20 protein-coding genes are annotated in these 23,003 nt (G+C 63.4%); 11 read left to right on the forward strand and 9 right to left on the reverse strand.

All coding sequences use genetic code 11. From position 1 onward, the window contains the following. Positions 1–55: 55 nt before the first annotated feature. From xylA to ACOZK4_RS22770, 4 genes are all read right to left on the reverse strand, one after another. Positions 56–1,366, reverse strand: coding sequence for a xylose isomerase (gene xylA, locus ACOZK4_RS22755; RefSeq protein WP_421593968.1), 1,311 nt, complete (start codon positions 1,364–1,366; stop codon positions 56–58). Positions 1,367–1,393: 27 nt separating this feature from the next. Next, the gene (gene xylB / locus ACOZK4_RS22760; RefSeq protein WP_421593969.1) at positions 1,394–2,848 is read right to left on the reverse strand and encodes a xylulokinase; all 1,455 of its coding nucleotides are present in this window, start codon (positions 2,846–2,848) and stop codon (positions 1,394–1,396) included. 9 nt (positions 2,849–2,857) lie between these two features. Then, positions 2,858–3,898 (reverse strand): LacI family DNA-binding transcriptional regulator, encoded by a 1,041-nt coding sequence (locus tag ACOZK4_RS22765; RefSeq protein ID WP_421593970.1) that lies wholly within the window; start codon positions 3,896–3,898, stop codon positions 2,858–2,860. 85 nt (positions 3,899–3,983) lie between these two features. Continuing rightward, on the reverse strand, positions 3,984–5,102 hold the full coding sequence (locus ACOZK4_RS22770) for a metallophosphoesterase (protein ID WP_421593971.1): 1,119 nt from the start codon (positions 5,100–5,102) through the stop codon (positions 3,984–3,986). 117 nt (positions 5,103–5,219) lie between these two features. On the opposite strand from ACOZK4_RS22770, the gene ACOZK4_RS22775 reads away from it, so the two are divergent. After that, positions 5,220–6,098, forward strand: a complete 879-nt coding sequence (locus tag ACOZK4_RS22775; protein WP_421593972.1) for a PhzF family phenazine biosynthesis protein — start codon at positions 5,220–5,222, stop codon at positions 6,096–6,098. On the opposite strand, the gene ACOZK4_RS22780 is transcribed toward ACOZK4_RS22775, so the two are convergent. Together ACOZK4_RS22780 and ACOZK4_RS22785 are read right to left on the reverse strand one after the other, a co-directional pair. Further along, positions 6,099–7,691: a DHA2 family efflux MFS transporter permease subunit gene (locus tag ACOZK4_RS22780; RefSeq protein ID WP_421593974.1), complete on the reverse strand. Its 1,593-nt coding sequence runs from the start codon at positions 7,689–7,691 to the stop codon at positions 6,099–6,101. It abuts the gene before it with no gap. An 80-nt stretch (positions 7,692–7,771) separates the two neighbouring features. After that, entirely contained in the window at positions 7,772–8,968 is a 1,197-nt protein-coding gene (locus tag ACOZK4_RS22785; RefSeq protein ID WP_421593975.1) for an HlyD family secretion protein, read from the reverse strand. 144 nt (positions 8,969–9,112) lie between these two features. On the opposite strand from ACOZK4_RS22785, the gene ACOZK4_RS22790 reads away from it, so the two are divergent. From ACOZK4_RS22790 to ACOZK4_RS22800, 3 genes are all read left to right on the forward strand, one after another. Continuing rightward, on the forward strand, positions 9,113–9,772 hold the full coding sequence (locus tag ACOZK4_RS22790) for a TetR/AcrR family transcriptional regulator (protein ID WP_421593976.1): 660 nt from the start codon (positions 9,113–9,115) through the stop codon (positions 9,770–9,772). A gap of 98 nt (positions 9,773–9,870) precedes the next feature. Continuing rightward, entirely contained in the window at positions 9,871–10,722 is an 852-nt protein-coding gene (locus tag ACOZK4_RS22795) for an AraC family transcriptional regulator (protein ID WP_421593977.1), read from the forward strand. 98 nt (positions 10,723–10,820) lie between these two features. Further along, complete coding sequence (locus ACOZK4_RS22800) at positions 10,821–11,570, forward strand: TerC family protein (RefSeq protein ID WP_313525606.1); 750 nt, start codon at positions 10,821–10,823, stop codon at positions 11,568–11,570. 48 nt (positions 11,571–11,618) lie between these two features. On the opposite strand, the gene ACOZK4_RS22805 is transcribed toward ACOZK4_RS22800, so the two are convergent. Then, the gene (locus ACOZK4_RS22805) at positions 11,619–12,776 is read right to left on the reverse strand and encodes a porin (protein WP_421593978.1); all 1,158 of its coding nucleotides are present in this window, start codon (positions 12,774–12,776) and stop codon (positions 11,619–11,621) included. A 378-nt stretch (positions 12,777–13,154) separates the two neighbouring features. Between ACOZK4_RS22805 and ACOZK4_RS22810 the strand changes: the two genes are divergently transcribed. From ACOZK4_RS22810 to lysS, 3 genes are all read left to right on the forward strand, one after another. Further along, the gene (locus tag ACOZK4_RS22810) at positions 13,155–14,927 is read left to right on the forward strand and encodes an SLC13 family permease (protein WP_421593979.1); all 1,773 of its coding nucleotides are present in this window, start codon (positions 13,155–13,157) and stop codon (positions 14,925–14,927) included. A gap of 129 nt (positions 14,928–15,056) precedes the next feature. Beyond that, positions 15,057–16,526, forward strand: coding sequence for a glutamate--tRNA ligase (gene gltX / locus ACOZK4_RS22815; protein ID WP_421593980.1), 1,470 nt, complete (start codon positions 15,057–15,059; stop codon positions 16,524–16,526). A 12-nt stretch (positions 16,527–16,538) separates the two neighbouring features. After that, positions 16,539–18,032 carry a lysine--tRNA ligase gene (lysS, locus tag ACOZK4_RS22820; protein ID WP_421593981.1) on the forward strand — a complete coding sequence of 498 codons (1,494 nt, stop codon included), beginning with the start codon at positions 16,539–16,541 and terminating at the stop codon, positions 18,030–18,032. 127 nt (positions 18,033–18,159) lie between these two features. Here the strand turns inward: lysS and ACOZK4_RS22825 are convergent, their stop codons facing one another. Beyond that, positions 18,160–18,894, reverse strand: coding sequence for a hypothetical protein (locus ACOZK4_RS22825; RefSeq protein WP_421593983.1), 735 nt, complete (start codon positions 18,892–18,894; stop codon positions 18,160–18,162). Positions 18,895–19,105: 211 nt separating this feature from the next. On the opposite strand from ACOZK4_RS22825, the gene ACOZK4_RS22830 reads away from it, so the two are divergent. The 4 genes from ACOZK4_RS22830 to ACOZK4_RS22845 are packed head-to-tail and all read left to right on the forward strand — an operon-like array spanning position 19,106 to position 22,600. Further along, positions 19,106–19,996 (forward strand): metal ABC transporter substrate-binding protein, encoded by an 891-nt coding sequence (locus ACOZK4_RS22830; protein ID WP_421593985.1) that lies wholly within the window; start codon positions 19,106–19,108, stop codon positions 19,994–19,996. After that, on the forward strand, positions 19,993–20,853 hold the full coding sequence (locus tag ACOZK4_RS22835) for a manganese/iron ABC transporter ATP-binding protein (protein WP_421593986.1): 861 nt from the start codon (positions 19,993–19,995) through the stop codon (positions 20,851–20,853). The genes ACOZK4_RS22830 and ACOZK4_RS22835 overlap by 4 nt, the downstream gene beginning before the upstream one ends. Beyond that, positions 20,850–21,722, forward strand: coding sequence for a metal ABC transporter permease (locus ACOZK4_RS22840; RefSeq protein ID WP_421593988.1), 873 nt, complete (start codon positions 20,850–20,852; stop codon positions 21,720–21,722). The genes ACOZK4_RS22835 and ACOZK4_RS22840 overlap by 4 nt, the downstream gene beginning before the upstream one ends. Then, on the forward strand, positions 21,719–22,600 hold the full coding sequence (locus ACOZK4_RS22845) for a metal ABC transporter permease (protein ID WP_421593989.1): 882 nt from the start codon (positions 21,719–21,721) through the stop codon (positions 22,598–22,600). Before ACOZK4_RS22840 ends, ACOZK4_RS22845 begins: the two co-directional genes overlap by 4 nt. Here ACOZK4_RS22845 and ACOZK4_RS22850 read toward each other — a convergent pair. Next, on the reverse strand, positions 22,594–22,893 hold the full coding sequence (locus ACOZK4_RS22850; protein ID WP_313525581.1) for a hypothetical protein: 300 nt from the start codon (positions 22,891–22,893) through the stop codon (positions 22,594–22,596). The genes ACOZK4_RS22845 and ACOZK4_RS22850 overlap by 7 nt on opposite strands. Positions 22,894–23,003 lie beyond the last annotated feature (110 nt).

Consider the following 23,003-nt stretch of genomic DNA (forward strand, 5'->3'; position numbering starts at 1 on the left):
AAAGAAAAGGGCGCCACGAGGACGCCCTTCGATCTTCAGCCGACGACAGCAGGGATCAGACGTAGCGATTGACCACGTTTTCCAGGAGTTCCTGCTTGCCGGAACGCGGCTTCGGATTGACGCCGTGGTTCAGCACGTAGGCCTCCAAAGCCTCCAGCGAAGAACCGCCCGAAAGCACGTTCTGCGCTTCCGGAGACTGCCAACCGGCATAGCGATCGGCGAGCGGAGCCGACAGCGCCTTGTCCTCGATCATCCTGGCCGCAGCCTTCAGGCCGCGCGCGCAGCAATCCATGCCGCCGATGTGGCCGATCAGCAGGTCTTCCGGATCGATCGACTGGCGGCGCAGCTTCGCATCGAAATTCGTGCCGCCGGTGGTGAAGCCGCCGCCGGCGAGAACCTGATAGAAGGCCAGCGCCATTTCCGGCACGTTGTTGGGGAACTGGTCGGTATCCCAGCCGGACTGGTAATCGTTGCGGTTCATGTCGATGGAACCGAAGATGCCGAGCGCATTGGCCAGCGCCAGCTCGTGCTCGAAGGAATGGCCGGCCAGGATCGCATGGCCCTGCTCGATATTGACCTTCACCTCGTTCTCAAGGCCGTATTTCTTGAGGAAGCCGAAGACCGTCGCGACGTCGTAGTCGTACTGGTGCTTGGTCGGCTCCTGCGGCTTGGGCTCGATCAGGATCGCGCCCTTGAAGCCGATCTTGTGCTTGTATTCGACGACCATGTTGACGAAGCGGCCGAGCTGATCGAGTTCCTGGCCGAGATTGGTGTTGAGCAGCGTCTCGTAGCCCTCGCGGCCGCCCCACAGCACGTAGTTGTCACCGCCGAGGCGGTGCGTGGCGTCCATGCAGGTCTTCACCGTCGCGGCGGCGAACGCGAAAACGTCGGGATCCGGGTTCGTCGCGGCACCACCCATATAGCGGCGGTTGGAGAAGAGGTTCGCCGTGCCCCAGAGCAGCTTCACGCCGGTCTCGGCCTGTTTCCTGGCAAAGTAATCGACGATCTCGTTCAGATTCCTCGTGTTCTCAACGAAGTCCTTGCCTTCCGGGCGCACGTCCGCATCGTGGAAGCAGTAGAAGGGAACGCCGAGCAGCTGAAAGAATTCGAAGGCGACATCGGCCTTCAGCTTCGCCGCCTGTATGTTGTCCTCGAACCACGGGCGCTCGAAGGTCTGGCCGCCGAAGGGGTCGCCGCCCGGCCAGACGAAGGTGTGCCAGTAGGCGACGGCAAAGCGCAGGTGATCTTCCATGCGCTTGCCGGCGACGATCTCGTCGGGATTGTAGTGGCGGAAGGCCAGCGGGTTGGTGCTGTCGGGGCCTTCGTATTTGATCTTGGCGATATCGCCGAAAAAGCCGGTAGCCATGATGTCTCCTCTTGAAATGGTTTGGGGTCAGTAAGCGGCGCGGACGGCCGGATAGAGCCGGCGGTAGCGCTGATAGGCACCTTCATAGGCCGCGCCGAGCGCCGCCTCGGGTTCGATGGTCTCAGCGGTCACGGGCGCGGTGCAGACCGCGACGGGATCGGCACCGGTCGCGGCGATGAGGCCGAGACGGGCGGCGCCGAAAGCCGCACCGAAATCACCATCCGCCGGGAGATCGACGGGAAGGCCGAGCGCCGTGGCGATGGATTTCAGCCAGTAGCGCGAGCGCGAGCCGCCGCCGATGGCCGTGACGCGCGACAGCTTGGTGCCGGCGGATTTCAGCGCTTCGAGGCTGTCACGGATCGCGAAGGACACGCCCTCCAGCACCGCCTGCGTCAGCACAACACGGCTGCTTTCATGGCCGAGCCCGAGGAAGGCCCCGCGGATGGCGGCATCATTGTGCGGCGTGCGCTCGCCGGAGAGATAGGGCAGAAAGGTGACGCCGGAGGGCGCTTGCAGCGCATCGCCGAGTTCCTTCGTCAGGTCGGCGGCGGAGGCGCCGGTGACGCGCGAATGCCAGTTCAGCGCGTCGGTCGCCGAAAGGATGACGCCCATCTGGTGCCAGGTATTCGGCAGTGCGTGGCAGAAGGCATGGACCGCACTTTCCGGGTTCGGCAGATAGCTGGCATTGGCCGCAAAGAGCACACCCGACGTGCCAAGCGACACGAAGGCCGCGCCCTCGCGCACCGTGCCCATGCCGCAGGCCGAGGCGGCATTGTCGCCAGCTCCGCCCGCCACGACGACGCCCTCACCGAGGCCCCATCGGGCGGCAAGCTCCGGGCGAAGGATGCCGGCGGCATCCGTGCCCTCCACCAGCCCCGGCATCTGGCGCTCTTCGAGACCCGTCGCGGCGAGAAGCTCCGCCGACCACTTGCGGGCACCGGTATCGAGCCAGGACGTGCCGGCGGAATCCGACATTTCCGACAGATGCTCGCCGGTCAGCCAGACGCGCAAAAAGTCCTTCGGCAGCAGGACCCAGCGGACTTTCGCAAAGATATCCGGCTCGTTGTTCTTCACCCAGGCGAGTTTCGGCGCGGTGAAGCCGGGGAAGACGATGTTACCGGTGATCTTGCGGAAGCGCGGATCGGCATCGAGGCTTGCCGCCTCGCGATGGCTGCGCGTGTCGTTCCACATAATGCAGGGGCGCAGCACCTTGTCCTCGGCATCGAGCAAGGTCGCGCCGTGCATATGGCCGGAAAGGCCGATGCCGCGCACGGCCGAAAGCTCGGCGGGGTGGGCGGCGCGAAGGCCGGCAATCGCTTCCTCCGTCGCGCGAATCCAGTCGGCCGGGTCCTGCTCGGACCAGCCGGCATGCGGACGCGCGGTGGCGACCTCCTGGCCGGTGGCCGAGCCGATGACGCGCTGGTCGCCATCGATGAGCATGGCCTTGACGCCCGACGTGCCCAAGTCGATCCCGAGATACATGTGGCTCTCCTATTCCTCGTCCGGACCGGCCGGCGGAAGGTTGTCCTTGATGAAGATGTCGAGGCGGATGCGCTCCTGCGCGGCATTGACCGACAGGCCATCCGCCTTGGCCCGCAGCACGCGAATGGCGCTGCGCACCTCATGGCCGGCATCCTGATTGAGCACGGCGTCGACGACCCCGCTTTCGAGCGCGCCGCGGGTCTCGCCGGTGAGCTCATGCACGATCACGCAAAGGTCCGCGCCGCGCGCCACCAGCGCCTTCAGCAGACCGCGGTTGCCGGCGCCGAGATTGTAGATGCCGGCGAGATCGGGCACGGCCGCAAGGCAATTAGCGATCAGTTTGAAAGACAGATCCGGATCGTCCTGGCCTTCCAAGACCGGCAGGATCGCGCGGGCGTCCGGCATGGCCGACATGGCAGCGAGAAAGCCTTCGAGGCGCTCGCCATGATCGCGCACGCGCATCGAGCCGGCAAGCACGGCCACCGGCCCCGGCCGGTGGCCGAGGAAACGGCCCATCAGGCTACCGGCAGTGCGGCCGGCGGCGATGTTGTCGACGCCGATGAAATGATCGCGGCCCGAGCCCGAGAGGTCGGAGACGAGGGTGACGACCGGAACGCCCGCCTCGCGCGCACGGTCGATCGCGGCAAAGACCTCGGGGGCATCGACCGCAACTGTGGCGATGCCGGAAACGCCCTCGGCGATGGCTGCGTCCATCGCTGCCGCCAGCGCTGCCGCATCGAAGGCTGGAACCGTCACGACGGAGAGCCGGGTACGCTCGATGGCGGAGTGCAGGCCGGTGCGTCGTACTTCCGCTTCCAGGCCACGCATGAAGGGATTGTCGCCCTCGGGCAGGATGAAGACAAGCGGATAGACGCGGCTCTTGGCGAGGTTGGCCGCCGCGACATCGCGCACATAGCCAAGCGATGCGATGGCCGCCTCGACCTTGGCCTTGGTGACGCCGCGCACACCCGGCCGATCGTTCAAAACCCGATCGACGGTGGCAAGGCTCACGCCCGCTTCCGCGGCAATGTCATGGACTGTGGGTCTCATCGCTCCTCCGTGCCGAGACCCTTAGAGGAATTTTTGATGTACGTAAATCAAAAATTTGCCGACGCCGTTTTCGGCATGGATTTTCTCAGCCGGCGAGGCGTTTGCTGAAGGCGTTGGTGAAGGTGATTTCGCCGGAAGTTTCATCGGCTTGCGCGAGCGCAACGTCCACAAAACCATCCGTCACGCGCACCAGCGCGAAACCGCCGAGGAAGGCGGCGACGGGCTTGAAGATGTCGTGGCCCGCGCTGTTGTAGATCATCGGGGTCGGGTGCTCGTGGCCGTGGAAGATGCCGACGATATTGTAGCCCTTGAGCACATCGAGAAGGGCCGCGCGCTCCGCATCCGTCCACCAATGGGCCGGACCGTCCCCGTGCGGATCGAACGTCTTCGCCGTCGGATCCCAGTGCTCGGTGGAGAACTGGTCCCAGCCGTAATGCTGGAACAGAACCACCGGGCGGCCGTCAGCCGCGGCGTCAGCAAGATCCTGCTTCAGCCAGGCAAGGCCACTGACGGCATGCTTCGTGTCGTCGCCGCCGAAGCGCTGGAGCTGCACGAGATGCAGGCCGCCCCAGTCCCAGGAATAGTTGTCGGAATCGATGTCGTAGTTCCCCGCCGGCACGGGCGCCTTGTAGAACACCGTGGAGCGATGGTTCAGCTCGACATAGTCGCGCAGTTCGCGCCGGTACCAGTCGATATGCGGCGCAACACCGTCTTGGTCGAGATCGTGATTGCCGAGACCGTTATAGACGGGATAGTGCACCCGGTCCGGCCCGGTGCCCTGCTGGTAGCGGCTGGCGAACTGCTGCAGCTGGCGCCCCTCCCCCGGCACTTTCACCTGCCCGCCGCCGTCATCCGTCATGTCGCCGCCGAGCACGAGGCCGAGCGGCGTCGCGATCCGCGTGCCGGCACTGGCGAGACCCGAGGGCTTGCCGCCGATCTCGACCGGCCAGATGAGGTCGCCGACCGAATTCAGCGCCGCCACATGGCGCAGCAGTGCTGAATCCGTCTTGCCCTCCGCCGCGCAATTCGGGCTCAGGCTATCGGTCGAAACGAGGCAGGCATGCACGTCGCAGGAAAACAGGAAGGTCGCATCCGTTGCGGACCGCGCGCCTTGCGCAACCGCCGAAAGGCGCGGCAAAGCGAGCGACAGGCCGAGACCACCCGCTCCGAGAAGAAGATGGCGGCGCGTGGGGCGGAAGGACATGCGGACGCTCCATGAAAAGAACAGAGGACCGCATTCTGAATCAGGATGACGCCGAGGTACAGCGCCGCTTGAGGGGTGAGGACGGACTTGCTACCAAAACGGTGACGGAGGCCCCCGATGAAACTCGCCTATCACACGCTTGACGTCTTCACCCGGACCCGCTTCGGCGGCAATCCGCTGGCCGTGGTGCTCGATGCGGACCGCTTGACGGACGCGGAGATGCAGACCATCGCCCGCGAATTCAACTATTCCGAAACGACCTTCGTGCTGCGCCCGAAGGACGAAGCCCACACGGCCCATGTGCGCATCTTCACGCCGACCCTCGAAGTGCCCTTTGCCGGCCACCCCAATGTCGGCACTGCCTATGCACTGGCACTCGCCGACGATGCGGTGGAGGAATTCATCTTCGAGGAGGCCGCAGGTCTCGTGCGGGCGAAAATCCTTCGCATCGACGGCGAGGTCGACGCGGTAGAGCTGACGGCACCGCAGCCGCTGAGCATCGGAAAAACCTTCACGCCGACCAGCGTCGCGGCCTGCCTGTCACTCGATGAGGCGGATATCGCACTTGCCGTGCACCAGCCCTGCATCGCCTCCGTCGGCCTCGGCTTCATCGTTGTGGAGATCGCGACACGCGATGCCCTGCGGCGTGCCAAGGCGGATATGACCGCCTTCTCCGCCATCCTGCCAACGGATCATGCCGACGCGATCTATCTTTATTGCCGCGAATTGTCGGACGAGGACGGCACGGTCGATTTCAGCGCCCGGATGTTTGCACCCTTCGACGGCCTGCCGGAAGATCCGGCGACCGGAAGCGCCACGGCGGCGACCTGCGCGCTTCTGGCCAAGCTGGCAGGCGGCGCCCCGCGCCGTTTCACGGTGGCGCAGGGCATCGACATGGGGCGGCCAAGCCTGCTCTCCGTCGCGGTCGACGCCGATGGCAGGGTTCACATCGGCGGCGCCTGCGTGCCGGTGATGAGCGGCACGCTCAGCGTCTGATCAATGGCCGCCGCCACCACCGCCAACGGCCTGCGGCTTGCGGATCGCCAGCACGCAGACGATGAGCGTGGCGAAAAGGCCCGTCAGCAGCAGGAAGATATCGATGAAGGACAAAATATAGGCCTGCTGCTGCACCATGCCGGCCATCTTCTTGATCGCGATCGTCGGTCCGTCGAGGCCATGGGCGGTGAAATTCGCCGCCATGTTGCGAAGCTGGTCGACGGCCTCGGGATTACCCCACTGCACATGCTCCGACAGCCGCAGATAGTGCTCCTGCGAGCGCTGGGTGAGGATCGTGTTGATGACCGCAAGCCCCACGGCACCGCCGAGGTTGCGCGTCAGGTTGAACAGGCCTGACGCGTTGCGGATACGGTCGGGCGACAGCGTGCCGAGCGCGACGTTGTTGATCGGCACCATGCAGATCATCAGCGAGCAGCCGCGCAGGATCTGCGGCACCAGCAGCTCATAGAAATCCCAGTCGGCCGTCATCCCCGTCATCGACCAGGTGCCGAGCGCAAAGCCGCCGAAACCCATCATCATCATGACGCGCGGATCGAGCCTGGACGACATCATCCCGGCGATCGGCGCGGTGAAGAACATGGCAAGACCGGAGACGAACATGGTCTCGCCGATCATCAGCGAATCGTAGCCACGGATGCGCGCCAGATAGAGCGGGTAGAGATAGGTCAGGCCATAGAGGCCGATGCCCATCACGAAGGAGAAGATCGAGCCGAAGGCGAAATTCCGGTTGGCGAAGGCGCGCAGGTCCACCACGGGGAACGGAACCTTGAAGGCCCGCCAGAAGAACACGACGCCGGCGATCACGATCGCCAGCGAGCCGAGCACAATATGCTCGTCGTTGAACCAGTCCTTGTTGTTACCCTCTTCCAGCACGTATTCCAGCGAACCGAGAAAGACGGCCATCGAGATGAGGCCCCACCAGTCGAAACGCTTGATCAGATTGAATTCCGGCTTGTCGAAATCGATCAGGTTGAAGGTGAGAACCGTGACGATGATGCCGGGGATGATGTTGACGAGGAACAGCCAATGCCAGGAAAAGGCGTGGCTGAGATAGCCGCCGACCGTCGGGCCGATGGTGGGCGCCAGCGTCGCGACGAGGCCGATCATCGGCGAGACGACGGAGCGCTTGGAGGGCGGGAAGATGGTGAAGGCGGCTGCGAAGACCGAAGGGATCATGCCGCCGCCGATAAAGCCCTGGAGGACGCGGTAGACGATCATCTGGTCGATATTCGTTGCCGTCGCGGCAAGCGCGCTGGCCAGCGTGAAACCGGCGGCGGAGAAGCTGAACAGGATACGCGTCGAGACGATACGCGCCAGCGTGCCCGACAGCGGGATCATGATCACTTCGGCGATCAGATAGGATGTCTGCACCCAGGCGATCTCGTCCGCGCCGGCGCCGAGGCCGGCCTGGATTTCTGAGAGCGAGGCGGAGACGATCTGGATGTCGAGGATCGACATGAACATACCGAAGACCATCGCGAAGAAGGCGATGACGCGGCGGACGGGAACTTTATCGGCCTGCGCGGGGGCAGCCGTCAGGGCGCCTGCGGTCGATTGAGCGGTCGCGGCCATGGCCCGCGTTCCTTCTGGAAGCACGGCAGCCAGGCGATATCACCCGGCTGCGCAATGCGGTCAAAACAATGTTTTCGTGTTTACTCAGCCTTGGCGCCCGGCGCCGTGCGGCTGTCGACATCGACGACGACGCTGAGGCCGGCACGCAGCTTGCCGGTATCCAGCACATCCCTAGGGATCGCGATCCTGACCGGCACGCGCTGGGTGACCTTGGTGAAGTTGCCCGTGGCGTTTTCCGCCGGCAGCAGCGAGAACACCGAGCCGGACGCTGGCGCGATGGACTCGACCGTGCCGAGAATGTCGTCTTCCTCATAGGCATCGACATGCAGATGCACCTTGGAGCCCGGCACGAGATGGGCGATCTGCGTTTCCTTGAAGTTCGCCTCGATATAGAGGTCCTTCACGGGAACCAGCGCCGCAAGGCGGCCGCCGGCCGAAACGAGGTCGCCGACCTGCACCGAAATGTTCCCGACGACACCGTCATAGGGCGCCTTCAGCACGGTGAAGCCGAGGTCGCGCACCGCCTTGTCGCGGGCAAGCTCCAGCGAGCGGATGCCGCTGTCCGATTCGGCGCGCTGCGCCTGAAGCACCGCAATGCTCGCCCTAGCGGAAACGATATTGGCATCCGCGCCGACGAGATTGGCTCTGGCCTGGTCGAGCGCCACCGTGGCGCTGTCGAGTGAGGCCGTCGTGCCGACTTCCTTGTTCGCCAATTCCTTGGCGCGCTTTTCCGCAACCTGGGCACCGCTGAGAGCAGCCTGATAGGCGGTCTTCTGGGCTTCGGCCTGGGCAAGGCTCGCCTTGGCGCCGTCGATCTGCGCGTCGATGCGGTGAAGGGCGAGCTTCTGCGTGGCGATCTGGGCTTCGGCCTGCTCGCGGGCGAGCAGGTAGTCGCCATCGTCGAGCGTGACCAGGGGATCCCCGGCCTTAACCGTCTGGTTGGCAACGACATTCACCGCTGCGACATAACCGGAGACCTTCGGCGAGATGGAAGCGATATCGCCTTCGATATAGGCATCGTCGGTCGAGATCATGAAGCGGCCATGCGTCCACCACTGGTAGCCGTACCAGCCGGCGGCGGATAACAGCGCAAGTCCGACGATCGGCAACATGAAGCGGCGGCCGCTCTTCTTCTTTTCCGGCTCGGCGACGGCAGCGGCGGGCGCGGGCGCGGGCGCCTCGGCGGTCGTCACCGGCTTTGCCTCGGCGGTTTCAGCCTGGAAATCATCATTGACCGGGCGAACCTTCGCCGTGCCGGCGCCATGGGAAGTCGACATGCGCATGCCACCATTCTCTGGGGTAAAAAATGAACTGAACCGTTCGGTTCGATTTGACATAGACCTCTTTATCCCGCATATCAAGTGAAATCGAACCACGCGGTTCGAAATAGTTCACAGAAAGTTTCAAGCTTGGAAAGGCAGATGGATACCACGGAAGACAGACTGGCCATCCCGCAGACGGGTCGCCGCGTGGCGGGTGAAGACCCCGCCAAACGCGAGCAGATCCTTGACGGGGCCAAGCGGGTGTTCATGGAGCAAGGCTTCGAAGCCGCCAGCATGAACGACATTACGCGCGCCGCCGGTGTCTCCAAGGGCACGATCTACGTCTATTTCGAGAACAAGGAAGACCTGTTCGCCGACATGATCGAGCGCGAGCGGCGCCGGATCACCGAAACGATCCGGCACGCGCTGGACAGCGGCCAGCCGCTTGCCGATGCGCTCATGGCGTTCGGCATGCTGTTTGCCGCGCACATGACCGCAGATCAGACGATCCGCGCCATGCGCATGGTGATTGCCGCGAACCACCGGCTGCCGAGCCTCTGTAGCCGCTTTTTCTCCGCATCGTCGATCAACCCCGTCTCGGTGCTGCAGGATTATCTCGACCGCCAGGTCGCAGCCGGCATTCTCACCTGTGACGACACCACGCACGCGGCCAAGCAGTTCATTGAGCTCACCACCGTCGGCCTCTTCAAGCCCCGCATTTTCGGCGCCATGGAAGAGGTGCCCGCAAAGACGGCGATCGAGAAGAACGTCACGTCGGCGATCCGCATGTTCCTCGCGGCCTATGGCGCGAAAGCCTGACGCTTTTGCCGCACTCAGCCGCGAACGCGCAACCACGATCAAGTGACGGGTCGCCAGGGACGTCATAAGATGGCTGTCCATGAGGAGCGACGCCATCCATGCACCCCGTTGCAAAAGCCATCTGGTTCATCGAAAGCCATTTCGGGCGGGCCATAGCCCTGTCCGAAATCGCTGAGATGGCCGGCATGTCGCGCCACCACCTGTCGCGGCGCTTCAGCCAGATGACCGGGCAGAACCTCAACCGCTATCTGCGCGCCCGCCGTCTGTCCGAAGCCGCCCGCCAGCTTGCCGGTGGGGCGGACAACATCCTGACCGTCGCGCTCGATGCCGGCTACGGCTCCCATGAGGCATTCACCCGCGCCTTCCGCGAGGAATTCGGCCTGACACCCGAAACGCTCCGCGCCCGGCGCGATCTTTCCGGCCTCACGCTTCAGGAGCCCATCCGCATGTCGACCATCGAGAAAAGCAACCTTCCCGCACCCCGCATCGAAACGCTCGATGCCTTCATCATCGCCGGCCTCGGCGGTGATTTCGACCCCGGCAAGGCGGCGGGCATTCCCGCACTTTGGCAGCGGTTCAACGCCTATTTCGGCCATATCCCCGGCCAGGTCGACAAGACTGCCTACGGCCTCTGCACCATGCAACCGGGAAAACCCGGCTTTCGTTATGTCGCCGGCGCACGCGTGTCGCGTCGCGACGACCTTCCAGCCGAATTCGAGATCATCGCCGTGCCGGCGCAGAGCTGGGCCATGTTCCAGCACCACGGCCATGTCAACGGCATCCCGGCAACGGTCGATGCCGCTTTCCGTACCTGGCTGCCGACGTCAGGACGCACGGTCGGCGGGTTTCCGGACGTGCTCGAATTTTACGGCGAGGATTTCGACCCGGAAACCGGGCTCGGTCGCGTCGAAATCTGGCTGCCGCTCGCCGATCAGATGACGAAATCGTGATATCAGCGCCAACGGTGGCCGGTCCGCTTGCCAGCGGTCAAAATCTGCATACATACGGAAGTCCATTCTCAAACCATATTTAAGGAGAGGAAGACCGGATGGACAGCATTCTTGCGCTCATGCAAGACCCGGCCGCCTGGATTGCACTCGTCACGCTCGTCGTGATGGAAGTGGTTCTCGGTATCGACAACCTTATCTTCATTTCGATCCTGACGAACAAGCTGCCACCCGAACATCGCGAGCGCGCCCGCCGCATCGGCATCGGCCTTGCGCTCGTCATGCGCCTTGCCCTTCTCGGCACCATCGCGTGGATCGTCCAGCTCACCACCCCGGTCTTCGAGGCCTTCGGTCACGGCTATTCCTGGAAGGACATGATCCTGATCGCCGGCGGCCTCTTCCTCGTCTGGAAGGCGACCAAGGAGATCCACCACAATGTGGACCCGGTCGATCACAAGGAAGACATGGTCGGCGGCCCGGCGACGACGGGCTTTGCCGCCGCCATCGGCCAGATCCTGCTGCTCGACCTCGTCTTCTCGGTCGACAGCATCATCACCGCCGTCGGCATGACGCCGCACCTGCCGATCATGGTGGTCGCCGTCGTCGTCGCCGTCACGGTCATGCTGGTTGCAGCAACGCCGCTTGCCAACTTCATCGAACGCAACCCGACGATCGTCATGCTGGCGCTCGCCTTCCTGCTGATGATCGGTACGACGCTGATTGCCGAAGGCATGGGTTTCCACGTCCCCAAGGGCTACGTCTACGCCGCCATGGCCTTCTCGGCGCTCGTCGAGGTGTTGAACATGGTCTCGCGCAATGCGCGGCAAAGAAACAAGGGCACGAGACACTGACGCAAACGAAAGGGCCGGCTCATCGCCGGCCCTTTTTTCAATGTCCTGTCAGAACGTGCGCTCGAAGCGCAGATAGCCGCCCCAGGCATCGGCATCCGGAATGTCGAAATTGTCGCGATAGGCAAGCTCGGGCGTCACTGTGAAACCGTCGACGACAGTGACAGGAAGGTCGGCAACGAAAGCGAAATTCTCATCCTCGTCATAGGCGGCCTGCGTATAGAAGGCGAGCTTGTCCGTGACCTGGAAATTCGCCCCCGCCCAGAGCGCCCAATCACCGTTCCACTGGGCGTAATAATTGTTGCTATCCGTATTGCCGACGCCGGTGCCGGCCGGATCGTTGGTGCTGTAACCGGCCATGGCGAAGACGGACACCTTGTCGCTCAGTGTCAGGTCGAGCCGCAGCTTCGCCGCCCCCTCCTCCGCCACCGCGTCGTAAGCCGCGATGAAGGCGATCGCCCCCCAGTCCTTAGTCAGCGAAGCTCCGGCGACGATGTTGGGGACATAGTCCGAATTGGTGGCGCCGTCGCCGGGAAGCTCGAGACCGCCCGCGGCCGAGAAGCCGTTTTCACCGGTATGGGTATAGACGATCTGGCTGGTTTCGAACGGACCATAGGGAACGCCGAGGTCATCGCTGATCACATAGCCGGCATAGGCCGGGAAGGTGGAAAACAGCGAGTCGTTCATGCCGACGCGAAAACCGCCAAGCTCGATATAGGCATATTCCACCTCGATATAGTGAGAACTGCTGGTCGCGTCCTGATCGTAGTTGAAATGCAACTTCGCAGTGCCGCGCAGCGTCCCGTACTCGCTGTCCGTCCGTGCATCGACATCAAGCGCAAAGCGTGCCTGCTCGTAACGCGCGTCCCCGCGTCCATCGCCGGTGTCGGCAATGCCGTCGCCATCCGTGTCGATATCGTCAGGCGCATCGGCGCCAAATCCATAGTCCGGCATATTGCCCACGCCGATATCGAACCGCACATAGCCGCCGATCTTCAGGCAGGTCTCCGTGCCGGGAATGTAGAAGAAACCGGCGCCAAAGGCATCGCAAACCCGGACATAATCCATCGGCTCCGGTTCGGCCGCGACGATGGCATCGGCCGCAAGCGCGGAACCGGATATCGCACAGGCCGCAGCCGTTCCAAGAAGCCGCGAAACTTTCCCCTTGATCGTCACAAACGCGCGTGCCCTGCCTGTTCTTCCCGCCATGGTAAGCCCCCGAACCATTAACTGAACATTCATTCAAAACTATGGCACATAATTATTGAAAGACAATAGCTTGGTATCATCCAAAATGTCAGGCTTGCGCGAAGCTTGTATCACCAAACTGGAAGCAATGGGGTCGAAGACGGGCCGGGCGGGTGGGGAGCTCGCCTGCCGTTTCGTTGGCCGCAGGGAGAAACCGGAAAAATCCCTGCGTTCTCCATCTCCGTCCTGTCCGGTTGACACGGCCCGTCTTCCCTTGGCAAACCTTGCGGCGGAGGGATTGTTCCGAAAAGAGCGCGTGCGTTTCCGTTGCCCGTCGACGGAACCCGAAGGCGTCAGCGGAATTCCATCCGAACATCGTCCCGCCGCACGGACCCTGACATGACCCTTGAGCAGACCTTCGCCTTCGTCGTCATCGCGCTCATGATGGCGGCGTTCATATGGGGAAGGTTCCGCTACGATCTCGTCGCCTGCTGTTCGCTTCTGTTGGCGCTGGCGCTCGGCATCGTCCCCTTCGACAAGGCCTTTTCCGGCTTTTCCGACGATATCGTCATCATCGTCGCCAGCGCCCTGATGGTGAGCGCGGCCGTCGCGCGCTCCGGCATCGTCAATCTGGCGGTGAAGCGCTTCTTCCCCAACCTCATCTCGAAACAGAGCCAGCTCGCGCTGCTGCTCGTCTCGGTCGCGGTGCTCTCGGCCTTCATCAAGAATATCGGCGCGCTCGCCATCATGATGCCGCTCGCCTTCCAGTTCGCCAAGAAATCCAACACGCCCGCCTCGAAATTCCTGATGCCCATGGCCTTCGCCGCCCTGCTCGGTGGCCTGATGACGCAGATCGGCACCTCGCCGAACATCGTCGTCTCGCGGCTACGTCAGGAGATCACCGGCGAGAGCTTCACCATGTTCGACTTCACGCCCGTCGGCGCGGTGCTGACGGTCTGCGGCATCCTCTTCATGCTGTTTTTCAACCGCATCGTACCCGAGCGGGAAAACGGCAATGCGAGCATCGAGGAATCGCTGGAGGCCTCCGCCTATTCCTCCGACGCGACGGTGGAGGAAGGCTCACCCTCCGTCGGGAAATCGCTGAACGAAGTCCTGCGCAACGGCGACGGCGACGTGATCGCCACCGCCATCATTCGTGGCCACGTCCACCTCACGCCCTTGCCCGACGTGCGGCTCACCGCCGGTGACACGATCCTGATGGAGGGCACGGCGAGCGCGCTCGACAAGGTCGTCTCCGCCGCCGGTCTGACGCTTTCAGGCAAGCCGATCCAATCCGGGCGCGGCGAAGCCGATGAAATCAGCGCCATCGAAGTGGTCGTCGGCAACGAATCCCGCCTTATCGACATTTCCGCCCGCTCCATCGCGCTCTTTCATTCCTACGGCATCAATCTGCTCGCCGTCAGCCGGCAGGGCCAGCGCCTGCGCGAAAAGCTCTCCGCCGTGCGGCTGCGCCCCGGCGACGTGATCGTCATCCAGGGCAACAACCGGGCGCTCCCGACCCTATTGCCGGAGCTCGGCCTGCTGCCGCTCGCCCAGCGCGAAATCCTGCTCGGCTCGCCGCGCAAGGCGATCATTCCCGTGCTGATCCTGATTGCCGCCATGGCCTCGACGGCGCTCGGCCTCGTGCCGGTCGCGACCGGCTTCTTCGCCGCCGCCGTCGCCATGGTGCTGTTTCGCGCCGTGCCGCTGCGCGAGGCCTATGGCGCGCTCGATGGGCCGATCCTCGTCATGCTCGCAGCCCTCATCCCCGTGTCCGACAGCCTGCGCACGACGGGCGCCAGCGAACTCATCGCCGGGTGGCTCGGTGCCGTCGCCGTGCACCTGCCGCCCTTCGGCGCGCTTGCCCTCATCCTCTTGACGGCGATGGCCGTGACGCCCTTTCTCAACAATGCGGCAACCGTGCTCGTCATGGCGCCCATCGCCGCAAGTTTCGCCGGGGCGCTGCACTACAAGCCCGAGGCCTTCCTGATGGCGGTGGCGATCGGCGCCGGATGCGACTTCCTCACCCCCGTCGGCCACCAGTGCAACACCCTGGTCATGGGACCGGGCGGCTACAAATTCGCCGATTATCCGCGCGTCGGCCTGCCCTTGTCCTTCCTCATCGTGCTCGTCAGCATTCCGGCACTGCTCGTCGTCTGGCCGCTGCAATAGGGACTTTGAGTTTTTCTTGACGTGCCGGGCTGAATATGGTCTCAACCAGCCCAACGGAAAGCCCTCTCCGCCCATGTAAAACGGCACAAAACCGGGCTCTTCCTCCCATAAGTCAAGACGGGCCCTATCATGAGCACTTCCGGAACCGCATCCGGCGTTCGCGTACGCATCGCACCCTCCCCGACCGGCGAACCCCACGTCGGCACCGCCTATATCGCGCTGTTCAACTATCTCTTCGCCAAGAAGCACAACGGCACCTTCATCCTGCGCATCGAGGATACGGACGCCACGCGCTCGACGCCGGAATTCGAACAGAAGGTGCTGGACGCGCTGAAATGGTGCGGCCTCGAATGGTCCGAAGGCCCCGATATCGGCGGCCCCTACGGCCCTTATCGCCAGTCCGACCGCAAGGACATCTACCGCCCCTACGTCGACAAGATCGTCGACAACGGCCACGGCTTCAAGTGTTTCTGCACGCCCGAGCGGCTGGAGCAGATGCGCGAGGCGCAGCGCGCCGCCGGCAAGCCGCCGAAATATGACGGTCTCTGCCTGCATCTGACGGCAGAAGAAGTGACGAAGCGCGTCGAAGCCGGCGAGCCGCATGTCGTGCGCATGAAGATCCCGACCGAGGGTTCCTGCAAGTTCGTCGACGGCGTCTATGGTCCGGTCGAAATCCCGTGGGACGCCGTCGACATGCAGGTCCTGCTCAAGGCCGACGGCATGCCGACCTACCACATGGCGAATGTGGTCGATGACCACATGATGAAGATCACCCATGTGGCGCGCGGCGAGGAATGGCTGGCTTCCGTGCCGAAGCACATCCTTATCTATCAATATCTCGGCCTCGAGCCGCCGGTCTTCATGCACCTGTCGCTGATGCGCAATCACGACAAGTCGAAGCTGTCGAAGCGCAAGAACCCGACCTCGATCTCCTATTATTCGGCGCTCGGCTACCTGCCGGAAGCGCTGATGAACTTCCTCGGCCTGTTCTTCATCCAGATCGCCGAGGGCGAAGAGCTGCTCACCATGGATCAGCTCGCCGAAAAGTTCGACCCGGAGAACCTCTCCAAGGCCGGCGCGATCTTCGATATCCAGAAGCTCGACTGGCTGAACGGCCGCTGGCTGCGCGAAAAGCTGACCGAAGAGGAATTCGTCGCCCGAGTCCTCAACTGGGCGATGGAAAACGATCGCATCCGCCAAGGCCTGAAGCTGTCGCAGTCGCGCATCTCCAAGCTCGGCGAACTGCCCGATCTCGCCGGCTTCCTCCTGAAGTCGGACCTCGGCCTGACGCCGGAGGTCTTCGCCAAGGTGAAGTCCACCCCGGAGGAAATTCTCGAAGTGCTGAACCAGGTGCAGCCGGACCTCGAAAAGATGCCGGAATGGACCGTCGAAAGCATCGAAGCGGAACTGCGCGCCAGCGCCGACCGGCTCGGCAAGAAGCTCAAGGTCGTCGTCGCCCCGCTCTTCGTCGCCGTCTCCGGCTCGTCGCGCTCGCTGCCGCTCTTCGACTCGATGGCTATCCTCGGCCGCTCCGTCGTGCGCCAGCGCCTGAAGGTCGCCGCACAGGTGGTGGCCTCGATGGTCAGCAGCGGAAAGTAAGGACATAAAAGAATGAACGACAAGACAGAAACCGCCCTTTCCTCCGATCCGACGGAAGTCCGCCGCCAGAAGCTCGGCCAGCTGCGCGAGACGATCGGCGATGTCTATCCGGCACATTTCCACCGCACGATGACCAATGCGGAGCTGGCGGCCAAATACGAGACGCTGGAGCTTGACACGGAAAGCGGCGACGTCGTGACCGTGGCCGGCCGCGTCTATTCCTCGCGCAATTCCGGCATGTTCATGGATATCCATGACGCCTCGGGCAAGATCCAGATCTTCTCCCACAAGGACACCACGCCGGAAGAGGCCCGCAACCTGCTGCCGATGATCGACATCGGCGACATCATCGGCGTCACCGGCGTCGTGCGCCGCACCAAGCGTGGCGAACTGACGATCAACGCGCAGCAGATCGTGATGCTGACCAAGTCGCTTCTTCCCATGCCGGAGAAGTGGAACGGCATTGCCGACGTCGAGATCCGCTATCGCAAGCGTCACCTCGACATCATGAGCAACGAGGAATCGAAGCTGCGTTTCCAGCAGCGGTCGAAGATCGTCTCGGGCATCCGCCGCTTCATGGAAAATGACGGCTTCATGGAAGTCGAGACGCCGATGCTGCATTCCGTCTATGGCGGCGCGACGGCCGAACCCTTCAAGACGCACCACAACACGCTGAAGCTCGACATGTACCTGCGCATCGCGCCGGAACTGTTTTTGAAGCGCACGCTGGTCTCCGGCCTCACCGACAAGGTGTTCGAGATCAACCGCAACTTCCGCAATGAGGGCGTGTCTACAAGGCACAATCCCGAATTCACCATGATGGAGTGCTACTGGGCCTATGCCGACTACGAGGACATCATGGACCTCGTGGAACGTCTGTTCGCCGAGCTTGCCGTAAAAATCCACGGCTCGACCGAGTTCGCCTATGGCGACAAGGAAATCTCCTTCAAAGGCCCGTTCAAGCGCGTGCCGATGCCCGACGCCGTCAAGGAAGTGACCGGCATCGATTTCCTCGCGATCAAGACCGACGAGGAAGCCCGCGCCGCCGCCAAGGCTGCCGGCTTCGAAGTCGAGAAGGACTGGACCTGGGGCGAATGCCTCGCCTTCATCTTCGAGGAGAAGGTCGAGGGCACGCTGATCCAGCCGAGCCACGTGACGCATTTCCCGAAGGACATCTCGCCCTTCGCCAAGGAAGTGCCGGGCGAGCCGCGTCTCGTCGAGCGTTTCGAGACCTATTGCAACACCTGGGAACTCGGCAACGCGTTTTCCGAACTCAACGACCCGGAAGAGCAGCGCGCCCGCATGGTCGAGCAGCTCGAACAGGCCCATGCGCGCGGCGAAAAGTCCAAGCAGCTCGACGATGAGTTCCTGGACGCCATCGACCAGGGCATGCCGCCGGCCGGCGGTCTCGGCATCGGCGTCGACCGTCTGATCATGCTGCTCACCAATGCCCCGTCGATCCGCGACGTTATCCTCTTCCCGGCCCGCCGGGCAAAGGCCGACTGAGGTCGGCAAGACACGCAGACATTGTTGCCGCCACTTCGGTGAAACGAGGTGGCGGCATTTTTATTTTAGGGCGGGATTTTGAAATGGGCATTCGCCGCGCAGAGGCGCGACGGTCCAAGCTCAGGCGTCAGTGCTCACTCGAAGCGACCTCGTGCGAACCTTCTTCAGCCGCTTCGGCGTGTTCGCCGCCTTCGGCCGGCGCCTCGTGGCCACCTTCCGCAGCTTCGCCATGCCCACCCTCGGCTTTGGCTTCGCCATGGCCGGCACTTTCCCCATGGCCGCCTTCTTCCGCAACGGCGTTGGGATCGACGCAGTCCTCACGCTCTTCCATTGCGGTCACTATGGTCTTGATCTCGTCCAGCGAGAGTTCCTTGCGCGCGCCGTAGAATTCGCCGTTCTCGGCGGGCTTGCCGTCCGTATAACGGGCGACGAAGGGCGCCGTCATGCCGGGAATGGCGGAGGGATTGCGGGCAAACAGCACCTCGGCGCCGATAGCGCGGCCGCGCATGTCGGCACGGTTTTGCGGGCCGGCGGCATCGAGCAGGATGATCTGGTAGAGATCGGCCTCCTCATGATTGGAGACGGCCCCGGCGACACGCAGCGCCGTCTTGATGCGCACGTCTGCCTCCTTGGCCTCCGAACGCACATATTTGCGCAGCCATTGCTGGCCGTTGCGATCCAGCCGCACGGTGGTGACGAGGGTGCAGGCCGCACCGGAAATCTGCTCGGCTGGCGGCCCGAGCAGCGCCTCGCGCCCGACGATGATGGCGGCGGCACCCGAGGCGCCGGTCAGCACCATGACACCGGCAACGATGATCAGAAGCTTGCGGGACAGGCGAAAGGACGTCGGGAGCAGCTTCACGGGCGGCAACTTCTCTTAAAACGCAGGAACACGAACGCGCCGAGAGCGCGCGAACTTTGCACACCGTACAGCCATGGCGTTTCGGAAGTTTTAAACGACCGCGTCCGATTTCGGGACGGTTTTTGCGAATGATTTGCAATTGCGTTGACAGGCTGCAAAAGCCCCCTATAGTTTAATGCAACTCATTCGCAAAAGCAGATCAGGACATCCGATGCTCCGCCGATCCTTCAATGCCTTTCTTGCCAGCCTGCCCCTCTTGATGACCACCCCCGCGCTCGCGCAGGAAAAGCCCAAGGTGGTCACGACCTTCACCATCATCGCCGATATCGCGGCGAATGTGGCAGGCGATGCGGCAACGGTGGAATCGATCACGAAGCCGGGCGCCGAGATCCACAACTACCAGCCGACGCCGCGCGATATCCTGAAGGCGCAGGATGCCAAACTCGTCCTGTGGAACGGCCTCAATCTCGAGCTCTGGTTCCAGAAATTCTTGCGCAACCTCGGCGATGTACCAAACGTCACGGTCAGCGACGGCATCCAGCCGATGAGCATCGTGGAAGGCCCCTACCAGGGCAAGCCGAACCCGCATGCCTGGATGTCGCCGGACAATGCGCTCATCTATGTCGAGAACATCCGCAAGGCGCTCGGCGCACTCGATCCCGCCAATGCCGCGACCTATGACGCCAATGCCAAGGCCTATAGCGACAAGATCAAGGCGCTCGGCGAGGAGATGAAGGCGAAGATCGGCGCGCTGCCGGCGGAAAAGCGCTGGCTCGTCACCAGCGAAGGCGCCTTCTCCTATCTGACCCGCGATTTCGGCCTGAAGGAACTTTTCCTCTGGCCAATCAACGCCGATCAGCAGGGCACCCCCAAGCAGGTCAAGGCCGTGATCGACGCGGTGCGCGAGCACAATATCCACGTCGTCTTCTCCGAAAGCACCGTCTCGGCGGACCCCGCCAAGCAGGTCGCCGCCGAAACGGGTGCTGCCTATGGCGGCGTGCTCTATGTCGACTCCTTAAGCGAGGCTGACGGACCCGTGCCGACCTATCTCGACCTCTTGCGCGTCACCTCCGAGACCATCGTGAAAGGTCTTTCGCAATGATGATGGGCAGCAAAACGAAGAAGGTCGACGGCATCGTCGCCGAGGATGTGACCGTCACCTACCGCAACGGCCATACCGCTCTGACCCATGCCAGCTTCTCGGTGCCGAAGGGCACGATCACCGCCCTCGTCGGCGTCAACGGTGCGGGCAAATCCACGCTGTTCAAGGCGATCATGGGCTTCGTGCCGATTGCCGCCGGCAAGGTGACGATCCTCGGCCTCACCGTGCGTGAGGCGCTGAAGAAAAATCTCGTCGCCTATGTGCCGCAGGCGGAAGAAGTCGACTGGACCTTCCCGGTGCTGGTCGAGGATGTCGTCATGATGGGCCGCTACGGCCACATGAACTGGCTGCGCATCCCGAGCAAACGCGACCATGACATGGTCGAGGAGGCGCTGGCGCGCGTCAACATGGCGGCCTTCCGCAAGCGCCAGATCGGCGAGCTCTCCGGCGGCCAGCGCAAGCGCGTCTTCCTCGCCCGCGCGCTCGCGCAGGAGGGCCAGGTCATCCTGCTCGACGAGCCCTTTACCGGGGTCGATGTCAACACCGAGGAGCAGATCATCGAGCTGCTTGGCAAGCTGCGCGACGAGGGCCGCGTCATGCTCGTCTCCACCCACAACCTCGGCAGCGTGCCGGATTTCTGCGACCGCACGGTCTTCGTGAAGGGCACCGTCATCGCTTCAGGCCCGACGGCGGAAACCTTCACCGAGGCCAATCTGGAACGCGCCTTCGGCGGCGTGCTGCGCCACTTCATCCTCGGCGGACATGATCTGCACGACGACGAGGACAAGCGTTCCGTCAAGGTCATCACCGACGACGAGCGCCCCTTCGTCATCTACAGCGAGGAGAAGACGCCGTGATCGACGCGCTTCTCGAACCCTTCGGCTACGGCTACATGGTCAACGCCATGTGGGTGAGCGCGCTGGTCGGCTGCATCTGCGGCTTCCTCTCGGCCTATCTGATGCTGAAGGGCTGGTCGCTGATCGGCGATGCGCTCTCGCATTCCATCGTGCCGGGCGTGGCCGGCGCCTATATGCTGGGCCTGCCGTTTGCCGCCGGCGCCTTCCTCTCGGGTGGGCTTGCCGCCGCCGCCATGCTCTTTCTCAACCGCCAGACGCGGCTCAAGGAAGACGCGATCATCGGCATGATCTTCTCCTCCTTCTTTGGCCTCGGCCTCTTCATGGTGTCGCTCTCGCCGACGCCGGTGAACATCCAGACCATCGTTCTCGGCAATATCCTGGCGATCACGCCGGAGGATACGCTCCAGCTCGCCATCATCGGCGTGGTGACGCTGGTCATCCTGCTGCTCAAGTGGAAGGACCTGATGGTCACCTTCTTCGACGAGAGCCATGCCCGCTCCATTGGCCTCAATCCGACGGGCCTGAAGATCCTGTTCTTCACGCTGCTCAGCGCCTCAACAGTCGCGGCCATGCAGACGGTCGGCGCCTTCCTCGTCGTCGCCATGGTGGTAACGCCGGGCGCGACGGCCTATCTCCTGACCGACCGCTTCCAGCGCCTAGTGGTGATTGCCGCAACGCTGGGGGCCGGCACCAGCTTCGTCGGCGCCTACGCCTCCTATTTCCTCGACGGCGCGACGGGCGGCATCATCGTCGTGCTGCAGACGGCGATCTTCCTCCTCGCCTTCCTCTTCGCGCCGAAACACGGCCTGCTGGCCGCCCGCCGCCGCAGCCGACTGGCGCTTGAAACCGCGCAAGGCATCCAGCCATGAACGAGACGCTCGAACTCGCCCTCCTGCCCTTCCAGCTCGCCTTCATGCAGAACGCCTTCCTGGTGACGCTGATCATCGCGGTGCCGATGGCGCTGCTCTCCTGCTATCTCGTGCTGAAGGGCTGGTCGCTGATGGGCGATGCGGTCTCGCATGCCGTGCTGCCGGGCGTCGTCATCGCCTATGTCGTCGGCCTGCCCTTTGCCGCAGGCGCCTTCGTCGCCGGCCTCACCTGCGCGCTCGCCGCCGGCTACCTCAAGGACAACAGCCGCGTGAAGGAGGATACCGTCCTCGGCATCGTCTTTTCCGGCATGTTCGCGCTCGGCCTCGTGCTTTACGTCAAGATCCAGCCGGATATCCATCTCGACCATATCCTCTTCGGCGACATGCTCGGCATCGCCCCATCCGATCTCATAGAAACCGGCGTGATCGCCATCGCCTCGACCGGCTTCATCCTGCTCTTCCGCAAGGACCTGCTGGTGCATGCCTTCGACCGCCAGCACGCCTCCGCCATCGGCCTGCCGGTGAAGCTCCTGCATTACGGCCTGCTCGCCGTGCTCTCGCTGGTCGTCGTCGGTGCCCTGAAGGCGGTCGGCATCATCCTCGCCATCGCCATGCTGGTTGCACCCGGAGCCATAGCCGCCCTCCTCACCCGGCGTTTTCCGAGCATGCTGCTCGTCGCTGTCGGCGTCGCGGTCGGCGCCTCGTTCTTCGGCATCTGGCTGAGCTTCATCATCGACAGCGCGCCGGCGCCCACCATCGTGCTCCTGATGACCATCCTCTTCGTCTTCGCCTTCGTGCGGCAGATGCTTGAAAACCGGAAGCCCGGCACGCAGGCCGGGCAACGGGCGACGATGTCGTCAGAGGCGTCGGATCAATAGACGTCGACGACGCGATTTTCGCACTTGCGGACGTGCTCGAAGTAGCGATTGCCGTAGGCGTCGTAGCGGCGGACCTTTTCCACCATGCAGAAGACGTCACCCTTGACCTTGACGACTTCATAGCGCGGGCGATGGGTGATTACACGCAGGTATTCCGCGCCGTCACTGCCGCCGCGACCACCGTGACCGCCACGGCCACCACCATTGTCACCACGGCTCTGGGCCATGGCGACGCCGGCGAAGGACGATGCGAGGGTTGCGATGGCAAGGATGGTTACGATCGATTTTTTCATGGGTTTCTCTCCTCTTTAAGGGGAACCGGACTATCCGTTCCGTGAGAAGAAAGATCGCATATCCCGGCATTGCCGGCTGTTCCCCATGGCACATGGCCAGCGACGCAGGA

The sequence above is a fragment of the Shinella sp. M27 genome, assembly GCF_049199905.1.
Taxonomy (GTDB): domain Bacteria; phylum Pseudomonadota; class Alphaproteobacteria; order Rhizobiales; family Rhizobiaceae; genus Shinella.

Coding starts and splice junctions, on each gene's coding strand:
- xylA (WP_421593968.1), bottom strand. CDS start 1,366: ATGGCTACCGGCTTTTTCGGCGATATCGCCAAGATCAAATACGAAGGC.
- xylB (WP_421593969.1), bottom strand. CDS start 2,848: ATGTATCTCGGGATCGACTTGGGCACGTCGGGCGTCAAGGCCATGCTC.
- ACOZK4_RS22765 (WP_421593970.1), bottom strand. CDS start 3,898: ATGAGACCCACAGTCCATGACATTGCCGCGGAAGCGGGCGTGAGCCTT.
- ACOZK4_RS22770 (WP_421593971.1), bottom strand. CDS start 5,102: ATGTCCTTCCGCCCCACGCGCCGCCATCTTCTTCTCGGAGCGGGTGGT.
- ACOZK4_RS22775 (WP_421593972.1), top strand. CDS start 5,220: ATGAAACTCGCCTATCACACGCTTGACGTCTTCACCCGGACCCGCTTC.
- ACOZK4_RS22780 (WP_421593974.1), bottom strand. CDS start 7,691: ATGGCCGCGACCGCTCAATCGACCGCAGGCGCCCTGACGGCTGCCCCC.
- ACOZK4_RS22785 (WP_421593975.1), bottom strand. CDS start 8,968: ATGTCGACTTCCCATGGCGCCGGCACGGCGAAGGTTCGCCCGGTCAAT.
- ACOZK4_RS22790 (WP_421593976.1), top strand. CDS start 9,113: ATGGATACCACGGAAGACAGACTGGCCATCCCGCAGACGGGTCGCCGC.
- ACOZK4_RS22795 (WP_421593977.1), top strand. CDS start 9,871: ATGCACCCCGTTGCAAAAGCCATCTGGTTCATCGAAAGCCATTTCGGG.
- ACOZK4_RS22800 (WP_313525606.1), top strand. CDS start 10,821: ATGGACAGCATTCTTGCGCTCATGCAAGACCCGGCCGCCTGGATTGCA.
- ACOZK4_RS22805 (WP_421593978.1), bottom strand. CDS start 12,776: ATGGCGGGAAGAACAGGCAGGGCACGCGCGTTTGTGACGATCAAGGGG.
- ACOZK4_RS22810 (WP_421593979.1), top strand. CDS start 13,155: ATGACCCTTGAGCAGACCTTCGCCTTCGTCGTCATCGCGCTCATGATG.
- gltX (WP_421593980.1), top strand. CDS start 15,057: ATGAGCACTTCCGGAACCGCATCCGGCGTTCGCGTACGCATCGCACCC.
- lysS (WP_421593981.1), top strand. CDS start 16,539: ATGAACGACAAGACAGAAACCGCCCTTTCCTCCGATCCGACGGAAGTC.
- ACOZK4_RS22830 (WP_421593985.1), top strand. CDS start 19,106: ATGCTCCGCCGATCCTTCAATGCCTTTCTTGCCAGCCTGCCCCTCTTG.
- ACOZK4_RS22835 (WP_421593986.1), top strand. CDS start 19,993: ATGATGATGGGCAGCAAAACGAAGAAGGTCGACGGCATCGTCGCCGAG.
- ACOZK4_RS22845 (WP_421593989.1), top strand. CDS start 21,719: ATGAACGAGACGCTCGAACTCGCCCTCCTGCCCTTCCAGCTCGCCTTC.
- ACOZK4_RS22850 (WP_313525581.1), bottom strand. CDS start 22,893: ATGAAAAAATCGATCGTAACCATCCTTGCCATCGCAACCCTCGCATCG.